16 protein-coding genes are annotated in these 18,904 nt (G+C 72.9%); 6 read left to right on the forward strand and 10 right to left on the reverse strand.

Going from position 1 to position 18,904, the window contains the following annotated elements; all coding sequences use genetic code 11:
- Positions 1-36: 36 nt before the first annotated feature.
- The 7 genes from JOE64_RS14335 to JOE64_RS14365 form a co-directional block, all read right to left on the reverse strand.
- A complete protein-coding gene (locus JOE64_RS14335; protein ID WP_204964865.1) occupies positions 37-1,329 on the reverse strand; it encodes an allantoate amidohydrolase in 1,293 nt (430 codons plus the stop codon).
- Positions 1,326-2,585 (reverse strand): pyridoxal-phosphate-dependent aminotransferase family protein, encoded by a 1,260-nt coding sequence (locus JOE64_RS14340; RefSeq protein ID WP_204964866.1) that lies wholly within the window; start codon positions 2,583-2,585, stop codon positions 1,326-1,328. The genes JOE64_RS14335 and JOE64_RS14340 overlap by 4 nt, the downstream gene beginning before the upstream one ends.
- Positions 2,582-4,222 carry an AtzH-like domain-containing protein gene (locus tag JOE64_RS14345; protein WP_271202507.1) on the reverse strand — a complete coding sequence of 547 codons (1,641 nt, stop codon included), beginning with the start codon at positions 4,220-4,222 and terminating at the stop codon, positions 2,582-2,584. Before JOE64_RS14345 ends, JOE64_RS14340 begins: the two co-directional genes overlap by 4 nt.
- Positions 4,223-4,540: 318 nt before the next feature.
- The gene (locus JOE64_RS14350) at positions 4,541-5,626 is read right to left on the reverse strand and encodes an acetamidase/formamidase family protein (RefSeq protein WP_204964867.1); all 1,086 of its coding nucleotides are present in this window, start codon (positions 5,624-5,626) and stop codon (positions 4,541-4,543) included.
- The gene (gene allB / locus JOE64_RS14355; RefSeq protein WP_204964868.1) at positions 5,623-6,987 is read right to left on the reverse strand and encodes an allantoinase AllB; all 1,365 of its coding nucleotides are present in this window, start codon (positions 6,985-6,987) and stop codon (positions 5,623-5,625) included. The genes JOE64_RS14350 and allB overlap by 4 nt, the downstream gene beginning before the upstream one ends.
- Complete coding sequence (locus tag JOE64_RS14360) at positions 6,969-7,757, reverse strand: aspartate/glutamate racemase family protein (RefSeq protein ID WP_271202508.1); 789 nt, start codon at positions 7,755-7,757, stop codon at positions 6,969-6,971. The genes allB and JOE64_RS14360 overlap by 19 nt, the downstream gene beginning before the upstream one ends.
- Positions 7,754-9,406, reverse strand: coding sequence for an NCS1 family nucleobase:cation symporter-1 (locus JOE64_RS14365; RefSeq protein WP_204964869.1), 1,653 nt, complete (start codon positions 9,404-9,406; stop codon positions 7,754-7,756). Before JOE64_RS14365 ends, JOE64_RS14360 begins: the two co-directional genes overlap by 4 nt.
- A 234-nt stretch (positions 9,407-9,640) precedes the next feature.
- Between JOE64_RS14365 and JOE64_RS14370 the strand changes: the two genes are divergently transcribed.
- The 5 genes from JOE64_RS14370 to JOE64_RS14390 all read left to right on the forward strand — a co-directional run bounded on the left by JOE64_RS14370 (position 9,641) and on the right by JOE64_RS14390 (position 14,851).
- Positions 9,641-10,282 (forward strand): helix-turn-helix domain-containing protein, encoded by a 642-nt coding sequence (locus JOE64_RS14370; protein ID WP_204964870.1) that lies wholly within the window; start codon positions 9,641-9,643, stop codon positions 10,280-10,282.
- 1 nt (position 10,283) lies between these two features.
- Positions 10,284-10,814, forward strand: coding sequence for a 2-oxo-4-hydroxy-4-carboxy-5-ureidoimidazoline decarboxylase (uraD, locus tag JOE64_RS14375; RefSeq protein WP_204964871.1), 531 nt, complete (start codon positions 10,284-10,286; stop codon positions 10,812-10,814).
- Between the two features lie 24 nt (positions 10,815-10,838).
- Entirely contained in the window at positions 10,839-11,159 is a 321-nt protein-coding gene (uraH, locus tag JOE64_RS14380; protein WP_204964872.1) for a hydroxyisourate hydrolase, read from the forward strand.
- 72 nt (positions 11,160-11,231) lie between these two features.
- Positions 11,232-12,425 (forward strand): FAD-dependent urate hydroxylase HpxO, encoded by a 1,194-nt coding sequence (gene hpxO, locus JOE64_RS14385; protein ID WP_204964873.1) that lies wholly within the window; start codon positions 11,232-11,234, stop codon positions 12,423-12,425.
- A 62-nt stretch (positions 12,426-12,487) separates the two neighbouring features.
- The gene (locus JOE64_RS14390) at positions 12,488-14,851 is read left to right on the forward strand and encodes a hypothetical protein (protein WP_204964874.1); all 2,364 of its coding nucleotides are present in this window, start codon (positions 12,488-12,490) and stop codon (positions 14,849-14,851) included.
- Between the two features lie 56 nt (positions 14,852-14,907).
- On the opposite strand, the gene JOE64_RS14395 is transcribed toward JOE64_RS14390, so the two are convergent.
- Both JOE64_RS14395 and JOE64_RS14400 read right to left on the reverse strand, forming a co-directional pair.
- Positions 14,908-16,395 carry a nucleobase:cation symporter-2 family protein gene (locus JOE64_RS14395; RefSeq protein ID WP_204964875.1) on the reverse strand — a complete coding sequence of 496 codons (1,488 nt, stop codon included), beginning with the start codon at positions 16,393-16,395 and terminating at the stop codon, positions 14,908-14,910.
- A gap of 174 nt (positions 16,396-16,569) precedes the next feature.
- Positions 16,570-18,060 (reverse strand): MinD/ParA family ATP-binding protein, encoded by a 1,491-nt coding sequence (locus JOE64_RS14400; RefSeq protein WP_204964876.1) that lies wholly within the window; start codon positions 18,058-18,060, stop codon positions 16,570-16,572.
- 163 nt (positions 18,061-18,223) lie between these two features.
- Here JOE64_RS14400 and JOE64_RS14405 point away from each other — a divergent pair, with 163 nt between their 5' ends.
- Complete coding sequence (locus JOE64_RS14405) at positions 18,224-18,604, forward strand: hypothetical protein (protein ID WP_204964877.1); 381 nt, start codon at positions 18,224-18,226, stop codon at positions 18,602-18,604.
- A gap of 15 nt (positions 18,605-18,619) precedes the next feature.
- On the opposite strand, the gene JOE64_RS14410 is transcribed toward JOE64_RS14405, so the two are convergent.
- Positions 18,620-18,904, reverse strand: a 285-nt coding sequence (locus JOE64_RS14410; RefSeq protein WP_275587414.1) for a phosphoribosyltransferase family protein, incomplete at its 5' end; no start/stop codon positions are given.

An 18,904-nucleotide genomic window follows, 5' to 3' on the forward strand; every position in this document is an offset into this window, starting at 1 on the left:
CCCCCGAACGCCAGGACGGGAGGGCGCGAAGCCGGGTCAGGCGGGCTCGGCGCCGCGCAGCAGCACGGCCTCGGCGAGGGCACGGATGCCGTGGGCCACGTCTCCGGCCGAGACCGCCTCGTCGGGGTGATGGCTGATGCCGTCGGGGTTCCGGAGGAACAGCATGCCGACCTCGGCGATCGCGCCGAGCGCCATGCCGTCGTGCCCGGCGCGGCTGAAGATCACGGGCGGCGCATCGGCGCGTGCGGGCAGCGTCGCACGGATGCCCGCACCCACGACCTCCTGCAGGAGCGGCGCACAGAACACGGCGGGTGCGCTGTGCACTTCGCGCGACCGCCAACGCAGCCCCCGGCGGCCCATGATGCGGTCGAGCTCGATCGACAGGGCATCCCACACGTGGTCGCGCGAGTCGTCGAACTCGCCGCGCAGGTCGAGCGAGAACCGCACCTCGCCGGGGATGACGTTGACGGCCCCGGGGAACGCCTCGAAGCGCCCGACCGTGCCCACGATGTGGTGCTCGGCGGCGCAGATGCGCTCGACGGCGAGCGCCGCCTCGCTCGCCCCGAGCAGCGCGTCGTGGCGCATGTCGTATGGCGTGCCGCCGGCGTGGCGGGCCTCGCCCTCGACGACGAGCTGGAAGCGCCGGGCCGACGCGATCGACGACACGACGGCGAGGGGCTCGCCCGCGCGGTCGAGCTCGGGGCCCTGCTCGATGTGCGCCTCGAGGTAGCCGACCAGCTCGTCGGGGCGGCGCGCGGCCTCGCCGACGCGGCCGGGGTCGAGACCGAACTCGAGGAACGCCTGGCGCAGGCTCACGCCGTCGGCATCCGTCAGCGCCCACCACGACGCGTCCCAGGTGCCGGCGACCGCCGACGAGCCGAGCAGCGCCTTGCCGAACCGGGTGCCCTCCTCGTCGGAGAAGGCGATCACCTCGAGGGCGAACGGCAGCGGCACGGTCCAGCCGTCCCCCGCCGGCACGCGCAGCAGCCGCACGACCTCGAGGGCGATCAGCACGCCCGCGATGCCGTCGTAGCGACCCGCGTCGATCACGGTGTCGAGGTGAGAGCCCATGAGCAGTGCCGGCGCCGAGGGGTCGCCGATGCGCCCGACCTGGTTGCCCGCGGCATCCTGCCAGGTCTGCATGCCGAGCTCGCGCATCCACTCCGCCGCGAGGCGGTTGACCCGCGCATGCTCGGGCGAGAGGTACACGCGCTCGATCGAGCCGCTCTCGGAGCTCACGCGCGCCAGCTCGTCGCAGCGCGCCATCACCCGGCGCGCCGCCGCGGCGATCGCATCGGGTGCGGCGTGCAGCAGCGCGGTGGTACTCACAGCGCTCCCGCGGGATCGGAGGCGGCGGGGGATGCCGCGGCCGCCCGGAACACGTCGGCGGCGGCCTCCACGCCCCCGCCCGCCGGCACCGACGCACCGAAGCGGCGGAGCACCGACTCGAGGGCGGCGAGGGTCGTGAGCACGGCGTCCTTGCGGGCGTTGTAGCCCATGGTCCCGATGCGCCAGACGCGACCGTGCAGCGGCCCGAACGACGTGCCGATCTCGATGCCGAAGTCCTCGAGCAGGGCGGTGCGCGCGGCATCCCCCGGCACGCCTTCGGGGATCTCCACGGCGACGACGTTCGTCATCTTGTGTGCGACGTCGCCGAAGACGCCGAGCCCCAGCGCCTGCACGCCCGCGAGCATCGCGGCGCCCGCGACGGCGTGGCGCTCGAGCACGGCGTCGCGCCCCTCGAGCAGCATCACCCGGGCGCACTCGCGTGCCGCGTAGAGCATGCTCGTCGCCTCGGTGTGGTGGTTGAGCCGGCGCGGACCCCAGTAGTCGAGGATCTGCCCCAGGTCGAAATAGTTCGATCGCACGAAGTCGGCGGCCGAGGCATCCCCGGCTTCGCGAATACCCGCCTCGACCTTCTTGCGCGACTGGATCACCTCGACCGCACGCGGGCTCAGCGTGATCGGCGACGAACCGCTCGGTCCACCCAGGCACTTCTGCAGGCCGGCGGTCGCCGCGTCGAGACCCCAGGCATCCGCGTCGAACGCGTTGCCGCCCAGCGACGCCGTCGCGTCGGTGTAGAACAGCACCCCGTGGCGGCGGCAGATCTCGCCGATGTCCTCGAGCGGCTGGTTCATCGTGGTCGACGTGTCGCCCTGCACGAGGGCGAGCAGGGTCGGCTTCACCCGCACGATCGCCTCTTCGATGACGGATGCCGGGAACACCTGCCCCCAGTCGGTCTCGATCGTGTGCACCTCGGCGAGGGCGCGCTCGGCGATCTCGGCGAGCAGGTGCCCGAACCGGCCGAACACCGGCACGAGCACGCGATCGCCGGGGCGCACGAGCGAGAGGATCGCCGCCTCGATGCCCCCCCGGCTCGTGCCGTCGACGAGGAGCGTCGCCTCGTTCCGGGTGTTCCAGACGCCGCGGTACAGTTCCTGCGTCTCGGCCATCGCCGCGGTCATGAACGGGTCGTACTGGCCGACGAGGGGCGCCGACATCGCACGCAGCACGCTCGGGTAGGCCGAGATCGGACCCGGACCCATGAGCAGGCGGGCGGGGGGATCGATGGGACCGGGGATCATGGAGCTTCCGTTTCTTCGATCAGCGCGGACAGGCGCCGCGCAAGGCGCACGAGGGCGATGTCGGTGCCGCTGCGCGAGATGAGGCACACGCCCACGGGCGCGGGCCCGAGCGCAGTCGGCACCGTGAGGAGCGGAATCGACACGGCGGGGAGGCCGGCGACCGCGGCGGGGGTCGTGAGGCGCAGCGTGGCGGTGCGCACGGCATCCACCTGCGCAGGGTCCGCCGATCCCGTGCGCGCGGGTGCGGGCCCGGGGACGGTCGGCAGGATCAGCACGGCGTCGCGCACGAGGGCGTTCAGGCGCTCGCGCAGCGGGGTGAGCGCCGCGCGGGCGGCGGACTCCTCAGCCGGCGTGATCGAGGCCGCCGCGTGGAAGCGGTCGGCGACCGCGGGCCCCGTGGCACCCGGGTGATCGCTCAGCCACTCGCCGTTGTTGCGCCAGGCCTCGGCGCCCTGCACGGTGCGGAACGGCTCGTGGTACTCCGCCAGATCGCCGATGCTCGCGCGCGAGAGCAGGGCCGGGTCATCGGATGCCTCGAGCCGCGCCAGCAGGCGATCGAACGCCCGCCGAGTGTCGGGCTGGATGGCGTCGAGCGCCTCGTGCGGCACGGTGAACCGCCACGGCAGATCGGCCCCGGACTCGCCGAAGACCGACTCGGTCGAATCCGACCCGTCGTAGCTCAGGCACCAGTCGACGACGCGCTGGAGCGTCGCGCCGTCGCGCGCGAGCCACCCGACCGTGTCGAAGCTCTGCGCGAGCGGCAGCAGCCCCTGGCGCGGCACGAGCCCGTGCGACGTGCGCAGGCCCCACAGGCCCTGGTACGACGCCGGCACCCGGATGGACCCGGCCGTGTCGGTCGCGAGGGCGATGTCGGCCTGGCCGGTGGCGACGGCCGAGGCCGGACCGCTCGACGAGCCGCCGGGCAGCGCGCCGGGCACGGCACCGTTGGGCGGCGTGCCGTAGTGCGCGTTGTCGCCCGCGATCGAATAGGCGAACTCGTCGGTGCGGGCGATGCCCCGCAGCGACGCGCCGCCCCGTAGCAGATCCGAGACGGCGGGGGCCGTCGTCGTCTCGGCGCGGGCCGAGTCGAGGAACGCCGGGTTCCCCGCCCCGATGCGGTACCCCTTGATCGCGAACAGGTCCTTCACCGCGACGGTGAGGCCCTTCAACGGCCCCTCCCATGCCCCCTGGAAGAGCGGGTCGCCGACCGTTCGCCAGATGGAGCGGTCGAGCGCCTGCGCGCGGGGGGTCACGTGCGCGGCCGAGATGCGCCACACACCGGCATCCCGCTGCCAGATCTGGGTCTGCAGGCCCGTTCCGCCCCCCGCGTAGCGCGAGACCGAGACGATGAGGGCCGTGTCGTCGGCGAGGGAGCGGTACTCGATGCGTTCGATCGTGCGGGGCGACACCCCGCCGCGCAGGCCCCGGAACGCGCTGATCGCGTCGTGCCCGACGAGCAGGCCGGCCGCGTCGCCGCGGAGCGTGTCGGCGCCGGGCGCGAACGCGGCATCCAGCGCGTCGAGGTCGTTGGCCATGATCGCCCGCTCGTACGCGTCGAACGCAGCGCGCAGGTCCACCGGCAGCCCTTCGCCCCGGTCGGCGCTCGTCTCGGACAAGTCATCGAGATCCGTGGTCACCGTCGTCCCCCCTCGTTCGCCAGGCTGCCGCGCCTCGGCGCGGCGTCCCCATGTTCACAGCTCCGGAGATTCGGCCGGCGAAGGCCGCGAGAGCCGCGCAGACGCCGCGAAACGGCCAGGGTTCCGGAGTTGTGAACCGGCATCGCGCGGGCCGGGGTGGTCTCGGCGGCGGTCATCGGCCGACTCCCCTCGGGGTCGGTGTCCCCAACTCCTCCACGGCGGCGTGCCGCGGGGCCCCCGAGCGGGCGTGGGGCCGATTCCGGCCTCCGATGGAGGAGTTCGGGACGCGCGCCGCCGCCAACGGCCCGACGCCGCGATTCACGCCGCGTCCCCGGCGGGGCGAACGGCGTCGAAGTCGGCCTCGCGGATACGGGCGTGCACGCCGCACACGATGTCGACGACCTGCGAGATGTCGAAGTCCGTCGCCGCCGACAGATAGGCATAGGCGAGGTGCTCGTCCATGCCGTACCGCGCCTGCAGCAGGTCGAGGGCGGCACGCACGGCCTTGCGCATCGCCTCGTTCAGGTCGGGGTCGAGGCCCGTGGGCACGAGATACTCGGCCGTGCGCACGAGCGGGCCGGTCACCTCGCCGAAGGCGGCGAGCGCCTCGGCGCGCGGCACGACGTCGAAGCGGACGGTCGCACGCAGGGATGCCTCGAGGGCGGTGAGGGCGACCTCGCCGTCGCCCTGGGCGAAGTGCGGGTCGCCGACGTAGGCGAGGGCGCCGGGAACCTGCACCGGCAGGTACAGCACCGCGCCTTCGACGAGCAGGTTGATGTCGATGTTGCCGCCGTGCGCGCCGGGCGGCACGGAGTGGGGGCGTTCGTCACCGGCGACGGCGACCCCCATCGTGCCGAGGAAGGGCGCCAGCGGAAACCGCACCACCCGGTCGCCGCCCTCGACGAGCGGCAGCGCACCGGCCCCGTCCTCGACGGGGGTGAAGACACTCACGTTCTCGGGCCCGCGCGGGAGGACGCCGACGAGGGCGCCCTTGCCGTGCCGGTTCGAGATGACGCCGTACGGCACGCGGGGTCGAAGGTCGACGACGGTGATCTTGAGCAGGTCGCCGGGCTCGGCGCCCGTGACGAACACCGGCCCCGTGACGACGTGCGGACCGTCGGCGGCGGCGTCGCGCGCGACGGTCGCCGCGACCTCGATCGCGTCGCTCAGCACCTGGTCGGCCGGCACGCCGTGGCCCGTGAAGTAGGCGAGCGGATCCTGCCCCTGATCGGGCAGGATGCCTTCGTGGCTGATCGTGTCGAAGGTCACGGTGGCTCCGGGCTCGACCTCGAGCACGGGCGCATCGGCGGCGCAGGGCAGGCGCCCCCACAGGACGGTGCCCGGCGTCGCCGCCACATAGTGGTCGCCGGTGATCTCACCGACGCCCGGCTGCAGGATCGTCATACCGTCCCCCTCGTCAGAAGCCGACCGCTCGGCGGGCGGCGAAACCACGGCGCCTCGCCGGCGCCCCCTTCACTGGCGTCGAAGACGCTCTGTCCGTGCAGCCAGGTGCGGCGGATCTTGCCGGTGAGCACCTTGCCGTCATAGGCCGAGATGGGGTTGCGGTGCTGCAGCGCGCGCGCGTCGATGCGCAGCGCGTCGTCGACGCCGAACACCGTCAGGTGCGCGGGGGCGCCGACCTCGATGCGGCCGACGTGCGGCAGCCCCGCGACGCGGGCGGGGCCGGTCGTGAACAGCGGCAGCAGGGTCTCGAGCGGGATGCCACGGCGGCGCGCCTCGGTCCACACGGCCGACAGGCCCACCTGCAGACCCGAGATGCCGCCCCACGCGAGGCCGAAGTCGCCCGACCCGGCCCGCTTGCGCTCGACGGTGGAGGGCGAGTGGTCGCTGACGATCGCGTCGATCGTGCCGTCGACGATGCCCTGCCAGAGGAGGTCCTGATTGCCGGCCTCGCGGATCGGGGGGCAGCACTTGAACTCGCTCGCCCCGTCGGGGATCTCTTCTGCGGTGATGGTCAGGTAGTGCGGGCAGGTCTCGACCGTGAGGTCGACACCCTCGGCTTTGGCCGCGCGGATCGCGGGCAGGGCCGCCGCGTCGCTCAGGTGCAGGATGTGGGCGCGTCCGCCCGAGCGGCGCGCGGCGGCGATGACGGCGTCGATCGCGGCCTCTTCGCTCGCGGGCGGGCGGGATGCCAGGAACGCGGCGTACCCGCGCCCGAGCGCCCCGCCGTCGCCGAGCAGGTCGGGGTCTTCCGCGTGGACGATCAGGCGCGACCCGATGCGGGCGATCTCGTCCATCGCGGCATCCAGTTGTGCGCGATCGAGGTGCCCGAACTCGTCCACGCCGCTGGGGGCGAGGAAGCTCTTGAACCCGAAGACGCCGGCCTCGTGCACGGGACCGAGCTCGCCGAGGTTCTCGGGCACCGCTCCGCCCCAGAATCCGATGTCGACGTGCGCCGCGGCCGCGGCGGCGGCGCGCTTGATCTGTAGGGCCGCGACGGTCGTGGTGGGCGGAATGGAGTTCAGCGGCATGTCGACGATCGTCGTCACGCCACCCGCGGCGGCGGCGAGAGTCGCGGAGCGGAACCCCTCCCACTCGGTGCGGCCCGGCTCGTTGACGTGCACGTGCGAGTCGACGAGACCGGGCAGCAGCACCGCGTCGTCGGGGATCTGCACGGCGCCCCGCGGCGCGCCGACGGGCTCGGAGATCTCGCTGATCACACCGTTCGTCACGCGCACCTGCACCGGACGGAAGTCCCCGTCGATCCACGCGCGCTCGGCTCGGATCACCGTGTCGTCTGCCATGGGGCCGCCTCTCCTCGGGAACTCTCCGACGTTACCGGCGCAGGGTTTCGCTCGTGTTTCCGCGCTCCCGCGGGCGCCGCGTACTCGCCGCGCTGAGAGGTGCGGATGCCCATGCGCACCATGCCGGCGGCGAGGCCGACCGCGGCGGCGACCCCGTCGACGACGGGCACGCCCAGGCGCGGGGTGAGCACGTCGCACAAGTCGGCCATGCCCGCACAGCCCAGCACGATGGCATCCACCGCCTCGCCGCTGGGAGCGGCGACGGCCACCGAGCACTCCTGCTCGATGGCGGCGAGGGTCGCCGCGCTCGTCTCCTCGAGTTCGAGCACGGGGATCTCGATGGCAGCGTACGAGCCGCACGCGCTCTCCATGCCGTAGCGGGCGACGAGGTCGCGGGCGCGTCCCAGGGTGCGCCCGAGGGTCGTGACGATGCCGAAGCGGCGCCCCGCCATCGCCGCGACGTGCATCGCGGCCTCGGCGATGCCGAGAACGGGCACATCGACGAGCACGCGGGCGGCGTCGAGGCCCGGGTCGCCGAAGCAGGCGATGACGTAGGCGTCGCTGCCGCCGGTCGCGAGGTCGGCCTCGATGAGCTCGACCACGGCGAGCGCCGCCCGCACCTCGTCGAGGTGCGTCTCGACGGCGGCGGGTCCGACCTCGGGGCACACGGCGTCGATCTCGACGCCGGGCCCCGCGACCTCCCGGGCGGCGGCCGCGATCTTCGCGGTCATCGCCCGGGAGGTGTTGGGGTTCAGGAGCAAGATCCTCACGACGAGGCTGCTCCGCTCGCCGGTGCGGCCACCGGGATCTCGGCCGAGATCGCGGGGACGGTGGAGTCGATCGTGTCGGCGCCGCCGTCGATCGTGCCGTCCGAGACTCCGGCGCTCTCGCCGTCGAAGGTCGGCACCTGCGGGTCGAACCGCTCGAACAGGACGAACGAGGCGTAGCCGAGGCCGCAGCCGATGAACCAGCTGTAGTCGCTGATCCACGAGATGTCGAACAGCCCCATGTCGGCGAACAGCTTGGGGAAGACCCCGAGGAAGACGGCGGGGATGCCCGCGACCAGCAGCGCCTTCATCGCGTTGGGGTTGAAGCCCTTGCGGTACCAGTAGGGCCCCTTCGCATCCATCGTGAACATGGCATCCGTCTTGATGCGCTGGCGGGCGGCCACGTAGTAGCCGGCGATCAGGATGCCGAAGAGCGGTCCGATGAGCGCGCCGAGAAGGCCCAGCGTGTAGTGGATCGCGTCGTCGTTGGAGTACCAGTTCCACGGCGTCAGGAACACCGAGCCGACCGCGGCGATCATGCCGCCCGCACGCCACGAGATCTTCTTCGGGGCGACGTTGGAGAAGTCGAACGCTGGCGAGATGAAGTTCGCGACGATGTTGATGCCGACGGTCGCCGTGACGAAGGTCAGGCCGCCGAGCAGGATCGCGAACCAGCCGTCGATCGCCTCGACCGTCTTGATCGGGTCGGTGATGAGCTGGCCGAAGACCGGGACCGTGGCGGAGGCGGTGATGACCGTCAGCAGCGAGAAGAACAGGAAGTTGATCGGCAGGCCCCAGAAGTTGCCCTTCTTGACCGCCTCGAAGCTCTTTCCGTACCGGGCGAAGTCACCGAAGTTCAGCATCGGGCCGGAGAAGTACGACACGACGAGCGCGATCGCGGCGAACATGACGGGGATCGAGTCCCAGAAGCCGAGTTGTTTGGTCGACAGGTTGAACGAGATGTTCTGGATGCCCGCCTGCGAGACGAGGTAGATCGCGAGGAGGATCATGACGACGTAGACGGCGGGACCGGCGAAGTCGATGAAGCGGCGGATGACCTCCATGCCGTTCCAGAAGAGCAGGAACTGCGCGACCCAGAGGATGCCGTAGGAGATCCAGCCGAGGGCGGACAGGCCCAGGAACGACACGTCCAGGAGCGACGCCGAGCCGGGCACGAACTTCAGGAAGACGATGTTCAGCGACTCGGCCGCGAGGAAGGTCTGCACGCCGTACCAGGCGATGGCGATGAGACCGCGGATGATGGCGGGGATGTTCGCGCCGCGGATGCCGAAGATCGCCCGGTTGACCACGGGGTAGGGCACGCCGGTCTTCTGGCTGGGCTTGGCGACGAGGTTCGCGAAGTACTGCACGATGACGATGCCGACCAGCAGCGCGACGAGCACCTGCCAGCTCTGCAGGCCGAGGGCGAACAGCGAGCCTGCGGTGACGTAGCCGCCGACCGAGTGCACGTCGCTCATCCAGAACGCGAAGATGTTGTACGACGACCACTTCTGCTTGCGCAGCGGCGCGAGGTCTTCGTTCGCGAGCCGCTCGTCGTACTCGGGCTTCATGTTGCCGGAGCCGGCCGGCATGCCGGCGGCTTCGACGATGTCGTAGGGGCCCGTCACTGCGGGCGTGGGTGTCGAGGGCATGGGTACCTTCCAGGAATGTCCGATGGATGCCGCGGTCGCGGCGTGGAGGTGGAGCGGACCGCGACGTGGAGTCCGTGGCCTGGTGGTGCTGATGTGAAGTTATTGCTTCACGTTCCCCCGCCGGTTTCGCCGATGTAACAGCGTTGTGAAGTTGCCCCTTCACACGTTTCGGACAGATGTCGGTTCGCCAGGACGGCCACCCACCGGTCGGACGAGCCGGTTAGCATTCCGGACATGACCCCCACCCCGGCGAGCCCTGTCGACACCGCCGTCGCCGATGCCTCCGCCGGCGACGTCGCCGGCACCGTCGGCGAGCGCCTGCGCGCCCTGCGACTGCGTCAGGGGATATCGGCGCGCGACCTCGCCGCACGCCTCGGGATCTCGCCGAGCGCGGTCTCGCAGATCGAGCGCGGTGTCATGCAGCCGAGCGTGTCGCGGCTGATCGCGATCAGCGACGCGCTCGATGTGCCGCTGACCTCGGTGTTCGACGCTCCGGACGTCGACGACGTGCCCGCCACGAGGCCCGTCGACACCGGTTTCGGATTGCGCCGGGCCTCGCAGGATTCCGCCATCGAACTCGGCAGCGGCGTGACGTTCCGTCGGATCTCGCCCGTGGCGACGCCCGGCGTCGACTACTTCGAGTCGGAGTACCCGGCGGGCTCCAGCGCCCACGGCGGCGAATCGCTCTTCCGGCACGAGGGATACGAAGTGGGCACGGTCGTCTCGGGCGAGCTCACGATCGACTTCGACGACGAACGGGTGGTGCTGCGCGCGGGCGATGCGATCAGCTACCCCTGCTCGCGGCCCCACCGCCTGCACAACGCCGGCGCCGAACCCGCCGTGGCCCGCTGGCTCATCGTGCACGGAGGCCACTGACATGCCGCACCCCCCACTCACCCCGGCCGCTTTCGACGCTCTGGACGACACCGAGGCGGCATCCGTCGTCGGCGTGTGGGCCGCGATCACGCACTGGGTCGACGCGGTCGTCGCGGGACGCCCGTACGGTTCGGCCGACGCCCTCGCCGCGCGCGCCGACGCGCTCGCCCGGCTGTGGACGCCCGCCGATCTCGACACCGCGCTCGCACACCACCCGCGCATCGGCGAGAGACCGCGCGGCGAGGGGGCCGAAGCCGACGCGTCCCGCGCGGAACAGTCCGCGATGCGCACTGCGGCGGATGACACGACGGCGGCGATCGCCGCCGGCAACGCCGCCTACGAGCGGCGCTTCGGGCGCGTGTTCCTCATCCGTGCGGCGGGGCGCACCCCCGACGAGATGCTCGGCGAGCTCACCCGACGCCTCGCCCTCGACGACGAGGCGGAACGCACCGAGGCCCTCGACCAGCTCCGTCAGATCGCCCTGCTGCGCCTGCGCAGCGCCGTCGCGGATGCCCCGGCATCCGCCCTCTGATCCCGCGCCGACCCGAGGAGTCCCATGAGCCACCTGACCACGCACATCCTCGACGCGACCGCGGGCACACCCGCCACGGGCGTGCCCGTCGTGCTCGCGGACTCGTCCGGCACCGAAGTCGCGCGCGGTCGCACCGACGACGACGGGCGGCTCTCGATCGGTCCCGATGCGCTGCCCCCCGGCGACTACACGCTGACCTTCGCGACCGGCCTCTACTTCGCCGGTCGCGGGGTCGAGACCTTCTACCCGTCGGTGACGGTCGAGTTCACCGTGGGCGACCGCACGCACTACCACGTGCCCCTGCTGCTCAGTCCCTTCTCGTACTCCACGTACCGCGGCAGCTGAACGCGCCGCGGTGTAACGGCGTGGCATCCGCGCAGTAACACGCAGGTGACACGGCCGCCCTAGCCTCCGAGCATGAAGGTCATCATCGTGGGCGCCGGCATCGGCGGGACGAGCGCGGGGATCGCGCTGCAGAAGCTCGGACACGAGGTCGTCGTCTACGACCAGATGCGCGAGAACAAGCCGGTCGGTGCCGCACTGTCGCTGTGGTCGAACGGGGTGAAGGTGCTCAACTGGCTCGGCCTCGCCGACGAGGTCGCCGCCCTCGGCGGCGACATGGCCGACATGGTCTACCTCGACGGGCGCACCGGCCAGACGATGTGCGACTTCTCCCTCGCCCCCGTGACGGCACAGACCGGGCAGAAGCCCTACCCGGTGGCGCGCGCCGATCTGCAGGCGCTGCTCATGCAGAGAGTGGGGCTCGACAACGTCCACCTCGGCATGAAGATGACGCGGATCACCGACGACGGCGCACAGGTGACCGTCACGTTCGCCGACGGCTCGACCGACACCGGCGACGTGCTGATCGGCGCCGATGGCGCACGCTCGATCACGCGTGCGTACGTGCAGCCCGACGGCGCCGACGAGATCGTGCGCGAGTACTCCGGGTACACCAACTTCAACGGTCTCATCCCCGTCGACGCAGGCGTCGGGCGCGCCGACGCCTGGACGACGTATGTCGCCGACGGCAAGCGCGCCGCGGTCATGCCGGTCGCGGGAGACCGCTTCTACTTCTGGTTCGACGTGCCGCAGCCCGCGGGTCTGCCGTACGACCGTGCCGACGGCGTCGCACCCCTGCGCGAGGCCTTCGCCGGCTGGGCACCGGGCGTGACGTCGCTGATCGACGCGATCGATCCCGCGGCCTCGCTCAACCGCGTCGAGATCTGGGACATCACCCCGTTCGCCACGTGGGCGAAGGGTCGCGTCGCGATCCTCGGCGACGCGGCGCACAACACGGCGCCCGACATCGGCCAGGGGGCCTGCTCCGCGCTCGAGGACGCCTTCGCCCTCGGCATCGCGTTCGCGACCAACACCGTGAGCGTCGCCGACACCCTGCACCGCTACGAGAGAGTCCGGGCCGAACGCGCGGGCGAGCTCGTCCTGCGCGCGCGGCGACGCGGGTGGGAGACGCACGCGTTCGACGCCGCCGTGACCGACGCCTGGTACGACAGCCTGCGCGGGGCCGACGGCGCCGGCATCATCCGGGGTATCGTCGGCAACATCGTCGACAGCCCCGTCAACCTCGGCGGCGGTCTGCGACTGGAGTGACCGGGGAGGATGCCACGTCGGAGCCCGCGGGTCGGTTCGCGCGGTCGCCGCGTGCGGGCCTCATGCGCACGCGTCTCGGGGCGCATCTGGCCGGTCTGATCGCGGCGGCCGGCTTCGCACTGTCCACCGACGACCTCGCTCGGCTGGTGGGCCGCTCGCACGCCGCCGTCACCGCGCTGCTGCCGACCGCCGACACGACGGAGCTGCGGGTCGACGGCGATGGCGCGGGGCGCCGATGGTGGGTGCGGGACGAGGCATCCATCGGTCGGATCGTGCGCGCCCTGCACGTCGGTCCGCTCCCGGCCGGAGCCGAGGACGACGCCGGATTCCGAGCGCGCGCACTCGCGCCGTTCCGCACGGCGCTGCACGCCTCGGCGGCATCGGCGCATGACGACTGGGGCTGGGAGAACGCCCCGGACTTCACCCTCTCGGCGGCCTTCCCCCGCTCGATGCACGCGCGCCGCGACGAGCATCGACGCCTCATCGCGCTCGTCACCGACGCGCGCCGGGCCCAGGTGCTGACGGCGCGCGATCCGGATGCCGCGGCGCAGCAGGCCCGCGAGGCGGCGGCCGCGATCGCCGAGACAGCTCGCACCCCCGCCGACCTCGTCGCCCTCGCCACTGTGCTCGTCTCCGCAGCGGGGTGGGAACCCGCCGGGGGAACGGTGCCGCGGCGCCTCGCTCCCGTCTTCGCGCTGCTCGGCGACACCGAGCGGGCGGTCGCGCTGGGCGCCCGCGTGCGCACCGACGTCGCGATCGAGCAGGCGTACGTCGCGCGCGCGGCAGCACGGGCGGGCGACCCGGCGGCGCGAGGCATCCTGGACGATGCGCTGGCACGCCTCGGCGACGACGCCCCGCGCGGCGCGCTGCTGCGGACGGCCCAGGCCGTGGCCGGGACCGCCCTGCACCTGGGCGCCGACGGCGCCGGAACCGCGGTGGATGCCCGAGGGCTCATCGAGCGGGCGTTCACCGACCTCGACGCGGCGCCGAGCGTCGAGAACCTGCGCGGACGGCAGTTCCGGTCGTCACGGGACGAAGAGTGGGCGCTCGCCGCGCGCACGCTCGCGGTGGCCGCCGTCGCGCTGATGCAGGCAGGACGCGTCGACGCGGGCCGCCGCACGGCGGGCGAGGCGCGTGCCGTCGTCGACGAGATCGGCGACCGGGTGCGCCGGGCGGTCGCCGAGGCCGATGTGGCCGCACGACTGTCGGTGCGGACCGCTCTGGCGCTGAGCCCTGTCGCCGAGGCGGCGCTCGGGTCGGTGGCGACGGATGCCGCGGATGCCGCCCTCGCCTGCCCCGACGACATCTCGGGACTGGCCACCGTCGCCCAGCTGCTGGCGGCGCGCGAGCCCTCCGACGGCGACACCCCGGAACCCGCCGCTCCCGACCTGCCCCGTGCGCGCGCCGCCGCCGACCGTGCGCTCGCGCTCATCGAGCGCTCGGCGATGATTCCTCCGACGGGCGCCCTGCGCACGACCGTCGCCGTGACCGGCCCGACCGCCCCCGCGGTGCGCGCGGCGGAGGCGGTGGTCGCCGCCGTCGCGGAAGCGCGCCACGGCACCGCGCTGGAGCGCCGGACGCGGGCGCGTGGCGAGGCGACCGTACTGGCCGAGGCGGCCGTCGTGCTCGATGCGGCCGGACGGGTCGAACAGGCACGTGCCGCCGCGCACGCGGCGCTGGAGGCGGTCGGGCGCATCCCCGCCGCGACCCGGGCGCGCTGGTACGCCGAGGTCGCCGCCGTGCTGCTCGCGCAGGCGGACACGATCGACGACGACCTGTTCGCGGTGGCGGTGGCCGCCGCCGACGCCGAGCGCCGCGGCAGCGACGGGCCGTGGGATGCCGCAGCCCCCGCACGGCTCGTGGCCGCTCTTCTCGACAGCGAGGGCGCCGACCACGCGGCCGAGGCCCCGGGCGAGGCGCCGACCGAGTCCGCGTCGCCGGCCGAGTCCGAGGCGCCGGCCGAGTCCGCGTCGGGGCGGCCCGCGACGCGGCACCCGGGAACCGTCGAGGGCGAGGCATCCGGTGCTCGCCGCGCGAGCGTGGCCGGGATCCGTGCCACCGCCCTCGCCGCACTGCGACGCGGCGAGCACGCCCGCACGCTGACGCTGCTGGCCGATCGCGCCGTGCACGCGGGCGCCCTGCGTGCCGCGCGCGAGCTCGCCGCGCACGCCCTGCGCGCGGCCCACGTCGTCGATCCCGTGCGCATCGAGCGCGCGACCGCCGCAGTCGCCGAGCCGGCATCCTCCGACGCCGCTCCGCACGGCGGTGCCGGATCGACGGGCGACGCGCGCCTGGACGTGTCGGCCGTCGCCCAGCGGTGGCTCGCCGACGGCTATCCGATCGCGGCGCTGGGCACGCTCGCCGCCGCCGCGCCCGATGCCGCGGCACGCATCAGGGCTCTCATCCGCGCCGACCTCGACCGCTGAACGAACGCCCTCCGCGCGGCTCTCGTCCGCGCGGAGGGCGTGGCCGTCCGGGGGGATCAGGCCTTCGCGTCCTGTGCGGAGTCGGAGGCCTCGTCGAGCACGTGGGTCGGGATGAGCCCGGTGCCCTCCGCATCGGGGTGGGTCAGTGCTGCGGCGGCGGGACCGCGCACGGCGTCGTAGCCGCCGAGGGCGGGCTCGTCCTTCTGCGCCGCGCGCATCTGCTCGCTGTTGAGCAGCAGGTTCAGCAGGATCGCGACGATCGCACCGGCCGAGATGCCCGAGTCGAAGATCAGCTGGAACCAGTCCGGGAACTGGTCGTAGATCGTCGGGGCGACGGTCGGCAGCAGCGCGACACCCACCGAGAGGGCCACCACGAGCACGTTCTTGTTGTTGAACTTCACCTTCGTGAGGGTGCGGATGCCGCTGGCTGCGACCATTCCGAACAGCGCGATCCCGGCGCCGCCGAGGACGGCGCGCGGCACGCCTTCGACGAGGGCGGCGACCTTCGGGATGAGGCCGAGGACGACGAGGATGCCGCCGGCCATCGTGGCGACGTAGCGCGAGCGCACGCCGGTGAGCGACACGAGGCCGACGTTCTGCGCGAAGGCCGTGTACGGGAACGTGTTGAACACACCGCCCAGGAGCGTGCCGAGCCCGTCGGCGCGGAGGCCGTCCGCGAGCTGGCGACGACCGACCGGCTTGTCGACGATCTCGCCGACGGCGATCATGTCGCCGGTGGTCTCGGTCATGATGACGATGCCGACGATCAGCATCGACAGGATCGAGAAGATCTCGAACGTCGGCAGACCGAAGTGGAACGGGGTCACCACGGCGAACCACTGTGCCTCGCCGACACCCGACCAGTCGACCATCCCGGGCACGAACAGCGCCGCGATCGTTCCGATGACGAGGCCGAGCAGCACGGACACGCGCGCCAGCGCGGGCGGGGCGAACCGCTCGAGCAGCACGATGAACAGCAGCGTGCCGAAGGCGAAGGCGACGTTCACGGGCGGCGCGCCGGGGTGGTCGGCACTGGACCCCGTGACGATCCAGCCGGCGGCGACCTTCATCAGCGACAGACCGATGATGAGGATGACCGTGCCGGTCACGATCGGGGGGAAGAACCTGAGCAGCTGCGCGAAGAACGGCGCGACGAGGATCATGAACAGGCCCACGGCGATGACCGAGCCGAAGATCGTCGTGATGCCGTGCTGCTGCCCGATCGCGATCATCGGGCCGACCGCGGCGAACGTCACACCCTGCATGAGGGGAAGGCGCACGCCGAACCGCCAGAAGCCGACGGACTGCACGATCGTCGCGATGCCGGCGATGAACAGGTCGGCGCTGATGAGGAAGGCGAGGTCGGCCGAACTGTACCCGAGAGCGCCGCCGACGATGAGCGGCACGGCCACCGCTCCCGCGTAGAGGGCGAGCACGTGCTGCAGTCCCAGGGGGAACAGCCGCGCGAGCGGGGGGATCGTGTCGACGGTGTTGTCGGTACGGGTGCGGCGCGCTTTCTGCGGCGTGACGGCCGTCTCGGTCATGGGTCCTCCTCTTCGGCGGACCCGCGAGCAGAAGGCCACGCCTTCGTCGTTACCCGTGACCCTAGGGCGCTCGTGCGCGCCGGGCGGGCCGTTCGCGCACACTGACGCGGAGGATTTACGCGGCCGTCACACCGCGGAAAAACGGCCGGACGGGGCCGCTTCGGGGCCTACCGCTCAGAGGCGGGCGGCGATGGATGCCGCGACCGAGAGCCACGCGTCGCGCGTTTCGGGCGAGAGCGCATCGAAGTCGATCGGGCCGCCGTCGACGAGCGCCGCATCGAACGGCACGTGCACGACGTCGGCGGTGACCTGCGCGAAGTGCTTCTCGAGCCGTTCGGCGAGCTTGCGGTCGGGCTTGGCCGAGGGCGCGGCGAGGATCGTCACGGCCTCGTCGATCTTCTGGTCGAAGCCCTTCTCACGCAGGCCGTCGAGCAGCCACGCCGCGCTCGCGGCGGTGTCTTCACGCACGGTCGAGACGATGACGAGCTGGTCGGCGGCGGCGACCGCGGCCACCCAGTTCGAAGCGCGCATGTTGTTGCCGGTGTCGACGATGAGCAGGCGGTAGTAGCGCGAGAGCACGCCGTGCAGCCGGTCGAAGGCGGCCGCGTCGATCGTAGAGGAGGCAGCGGCGTCCTCGTCCGAGGCGAGCACGTCGAAGCGCGCATCCACCTGCGTCCGCACATAGGTGTCGAGAGCGGCGAGACTCGCCTGCGACGGCTCGGCGAACGAGTCGAGGTGCTCGAGCAGGTCGACCGCCGTGCGGTGGTGCGGGGCGTTCTGGGCGCGCCAGCCCAGGGTTCCCCGCGTCTCGTTGTTGTCCCAGGCGAGGGTGGCCCCACCGCGCTGCGTTCCGAACGTCGCGGCGAGCAGAAGCGTCGAGGTCGTCTTGTGCGCGCCGCCCTTCGGGTTGAGGATGACGATCGTCCGAGGTCCGTCGAGCCGGCGCTGCACGGCGCGCTCGCGGTCGAGGCGCGACTGCTCCGTCTTGCCGGGACGGGGCGAGATGAGACCGGCCGTCGCACGGCGGACCGCCCCCTGCCACCCCTGCATGGCACGGGGCTTCGCCCGGTCGGCGCGCGAGGCCAGCAGGTCGTCGACGGTCGGCGCCGTTCGCGCGGCGGACTCGCGACGCGGCGCCTCGCCGCGCTGCGCGGTGCCGCGGAGGGCCGGGGCCTCGGATGCCGGCGCCGCCGCCTCGGCACGCGCGGCCGATCGCGGCGCGGCGGGGGCCGCCGCCGGACGCGACGGGGCCGACGCGGGGGCGGCTGGGGCGGGGGTGACCGCGGCGGCCGCGGTGCTCTCGCGGGATGCGTCGTCCGCGGCATCCGGAGCGACGGCGGGGCGCGCGGCAGCGGGCGCATCACCCGCGCGCGCGGCGCGGGGCGACGCCGCGGGCTCGCCGTCCTCCGTCTCGGCGAGAGTCGTCGCCTCGATGAAGCTGCCGTCGGGGTGCACGATCAGGGGCCAGCGCACGGAGCCTTCGACGACGATCGCGGTGACCGGCTCGCCGGCCGACGCGGCGATGAGGCGGATCGACTCGACCACGCGGCCGCGCAGCCCCTCCGCCGTCGAGGCGTACACCTCGTCGACCTCACCGGCGTAGCGGATCTGCGCCGCCGTCGAGGAGGTGAAGTGCACGGTGGGTTCGGAGGTCGCGGTTCCCACGGGGGCCTTTCGGTCGGAGCGGCGGGGCGGGGGCCCTGCGCGCAGTCGCGGTGGAGTGCTCCGAGTATCCCATTCCCCGTGGCCCCGCCGCCTCCGCGCAGCTGAACCCCGCGTGCACCGGCGCGGGTCGACCGTGCGGACCACCGCGGCCAGAATGGGTCGTATGAGTGGCATCCGGATCGCCCGTCTCAGCCTGCGCGTCGACGCCGTCTACTGCGTCGCGCTCGGTCTTCTGATCGCCCTGTCCGCACCGCTGACGAGCGACTCCGTCGCTCTGCCGCCGCTGCTGCTCGCCGCTGTCGGCGTCGCGACGGCGCTCTGGGGCGGCTACGTGTGGACGGCGTCGTTCGCCCGCCCGCTCCGGTCGAGGACGCGCGCGGTCATGATCGCCAACATCGTGGCGAGCACGGGCCTGGCCACCACCGGGCTGTTCGCCGGCACGGTCGTGCTGTGCGTGGCCGCGCTCGTCCTCGCGATCGATGTCGCCGCGTTCGCGGTCAGCCAGGGCGTCGCCCTTCGACGCATGGCCACGCCGACGCTCTGAGCGCCGGCCTCCGCATCAAACGCGGAAGACCGAGTGCACCGGTCCGCAGACGTCCCGCCCGCCGAGACCGTCGAGCTCCATGATCACGGCGGTGCCGGCGCAGACGAGGCCCAGCTCCGCGAGCAGCTGCTGGCCCGCCCGCAGGGTGCCGCCGGTGGCGAGGATGTCGTCGACGAGCAGCACGCGGCAGCCGCGCGGCAGGTCGTCGCTCATCTCGATCGAGGCCGTGCCGTACTCGAGCGCGTAGTCGACGGATGCCGCCGGACGCGGCAGCTTGCCCGCCTTGCGGATCGGCGCCAT

The sequence above is a fragment of the Microbacterium dextranolyticum genome, from assembly GCF_016907295.1.
Classification (GTDB): domain Bacteria; phylum Actinomycetota; class Actinomycetes; order Actinomycetales; family Microbacteriaceae; genus Microbacterium; species Microbacterium dextranolyticum.

Bases quoted from the DNA above. Each gene is read 5' to 3' on its own strand.
- JOE64_RS14395 (WP_204964875.1), bottom strand. From the start codon at position 16,395: ATGACCGAGACGGCCGTCACGCCGCAGAAAGCGCGCCGCACCCGTACC.
- allB (WP_204964868.1), bottom strand. From the start codon at position 6,987: ATGGCAGACGACACGGTGATCCGAGCCGAGCGCGCGTGGATCGACGGG.
- JOE64_RS14390 (WP_204964874.1), top strand. From the start codon at position 12,488: ATGCGCACGCGTCTCGGGGCGCATCTGGCCGGTCTGATCGCGGCGGCC.
- hpxO (WP_204964873.1), top strand. From the start codon at position 11,232: ATGAAGGTCATCATCGTGGGCGCCGGCATCGGCGGGACGAGCGCGGGG.
- JOE64_RS14370 (WP_204964870.1), top strand. From the start codon at position 9,641: ATGACCCCCACCCCGGCGAGCCCTGTCGACACCGCCGTCGCCGATGCC.
- JOE64_RS14340 (WP_204964866.1), bottom strand. From the start codon at position 2,585: ATGATCCCCGGTCCCATCGATCCCCCCGCCCGCCTGCTCATGGGTCCG.
- JOE64_RS14365 (WP_204964869.1), bottom strand. From the start codon at position 9,406: ATGCCCTCGACACCCACGCCCGCAGTGACGGGCCCCTACGACATCGTC.
- JOE64_RS14405 (WP_204964877.1), top strand. From the start codon at position 18,224: ATGAGTGGCATCCGGATCGCCCGTCTCAGCCTGCGCGTCGACGCCGTC.
- uraD (WP_204964871.1), top strand. From the start codon at position 10,284: ATGCCGCACCCCCCACTCACCCCGGCCGCTTTCGACGCTCTGGACGAC.
- JOE64_RS14350 (WP_204964867.1), bottom strand. From the start codon at position 5,626: ATGACGATCCTGCAGCCGGGCGTCGGTGAGATCACCGGCGACCACTAT.
- uraH (WP_204964872.1), top strand. From the start codon at position 10,839: ATGAGCCACCTGACCACGCACATCCTCGACGCGACCGCGGGCACACCC.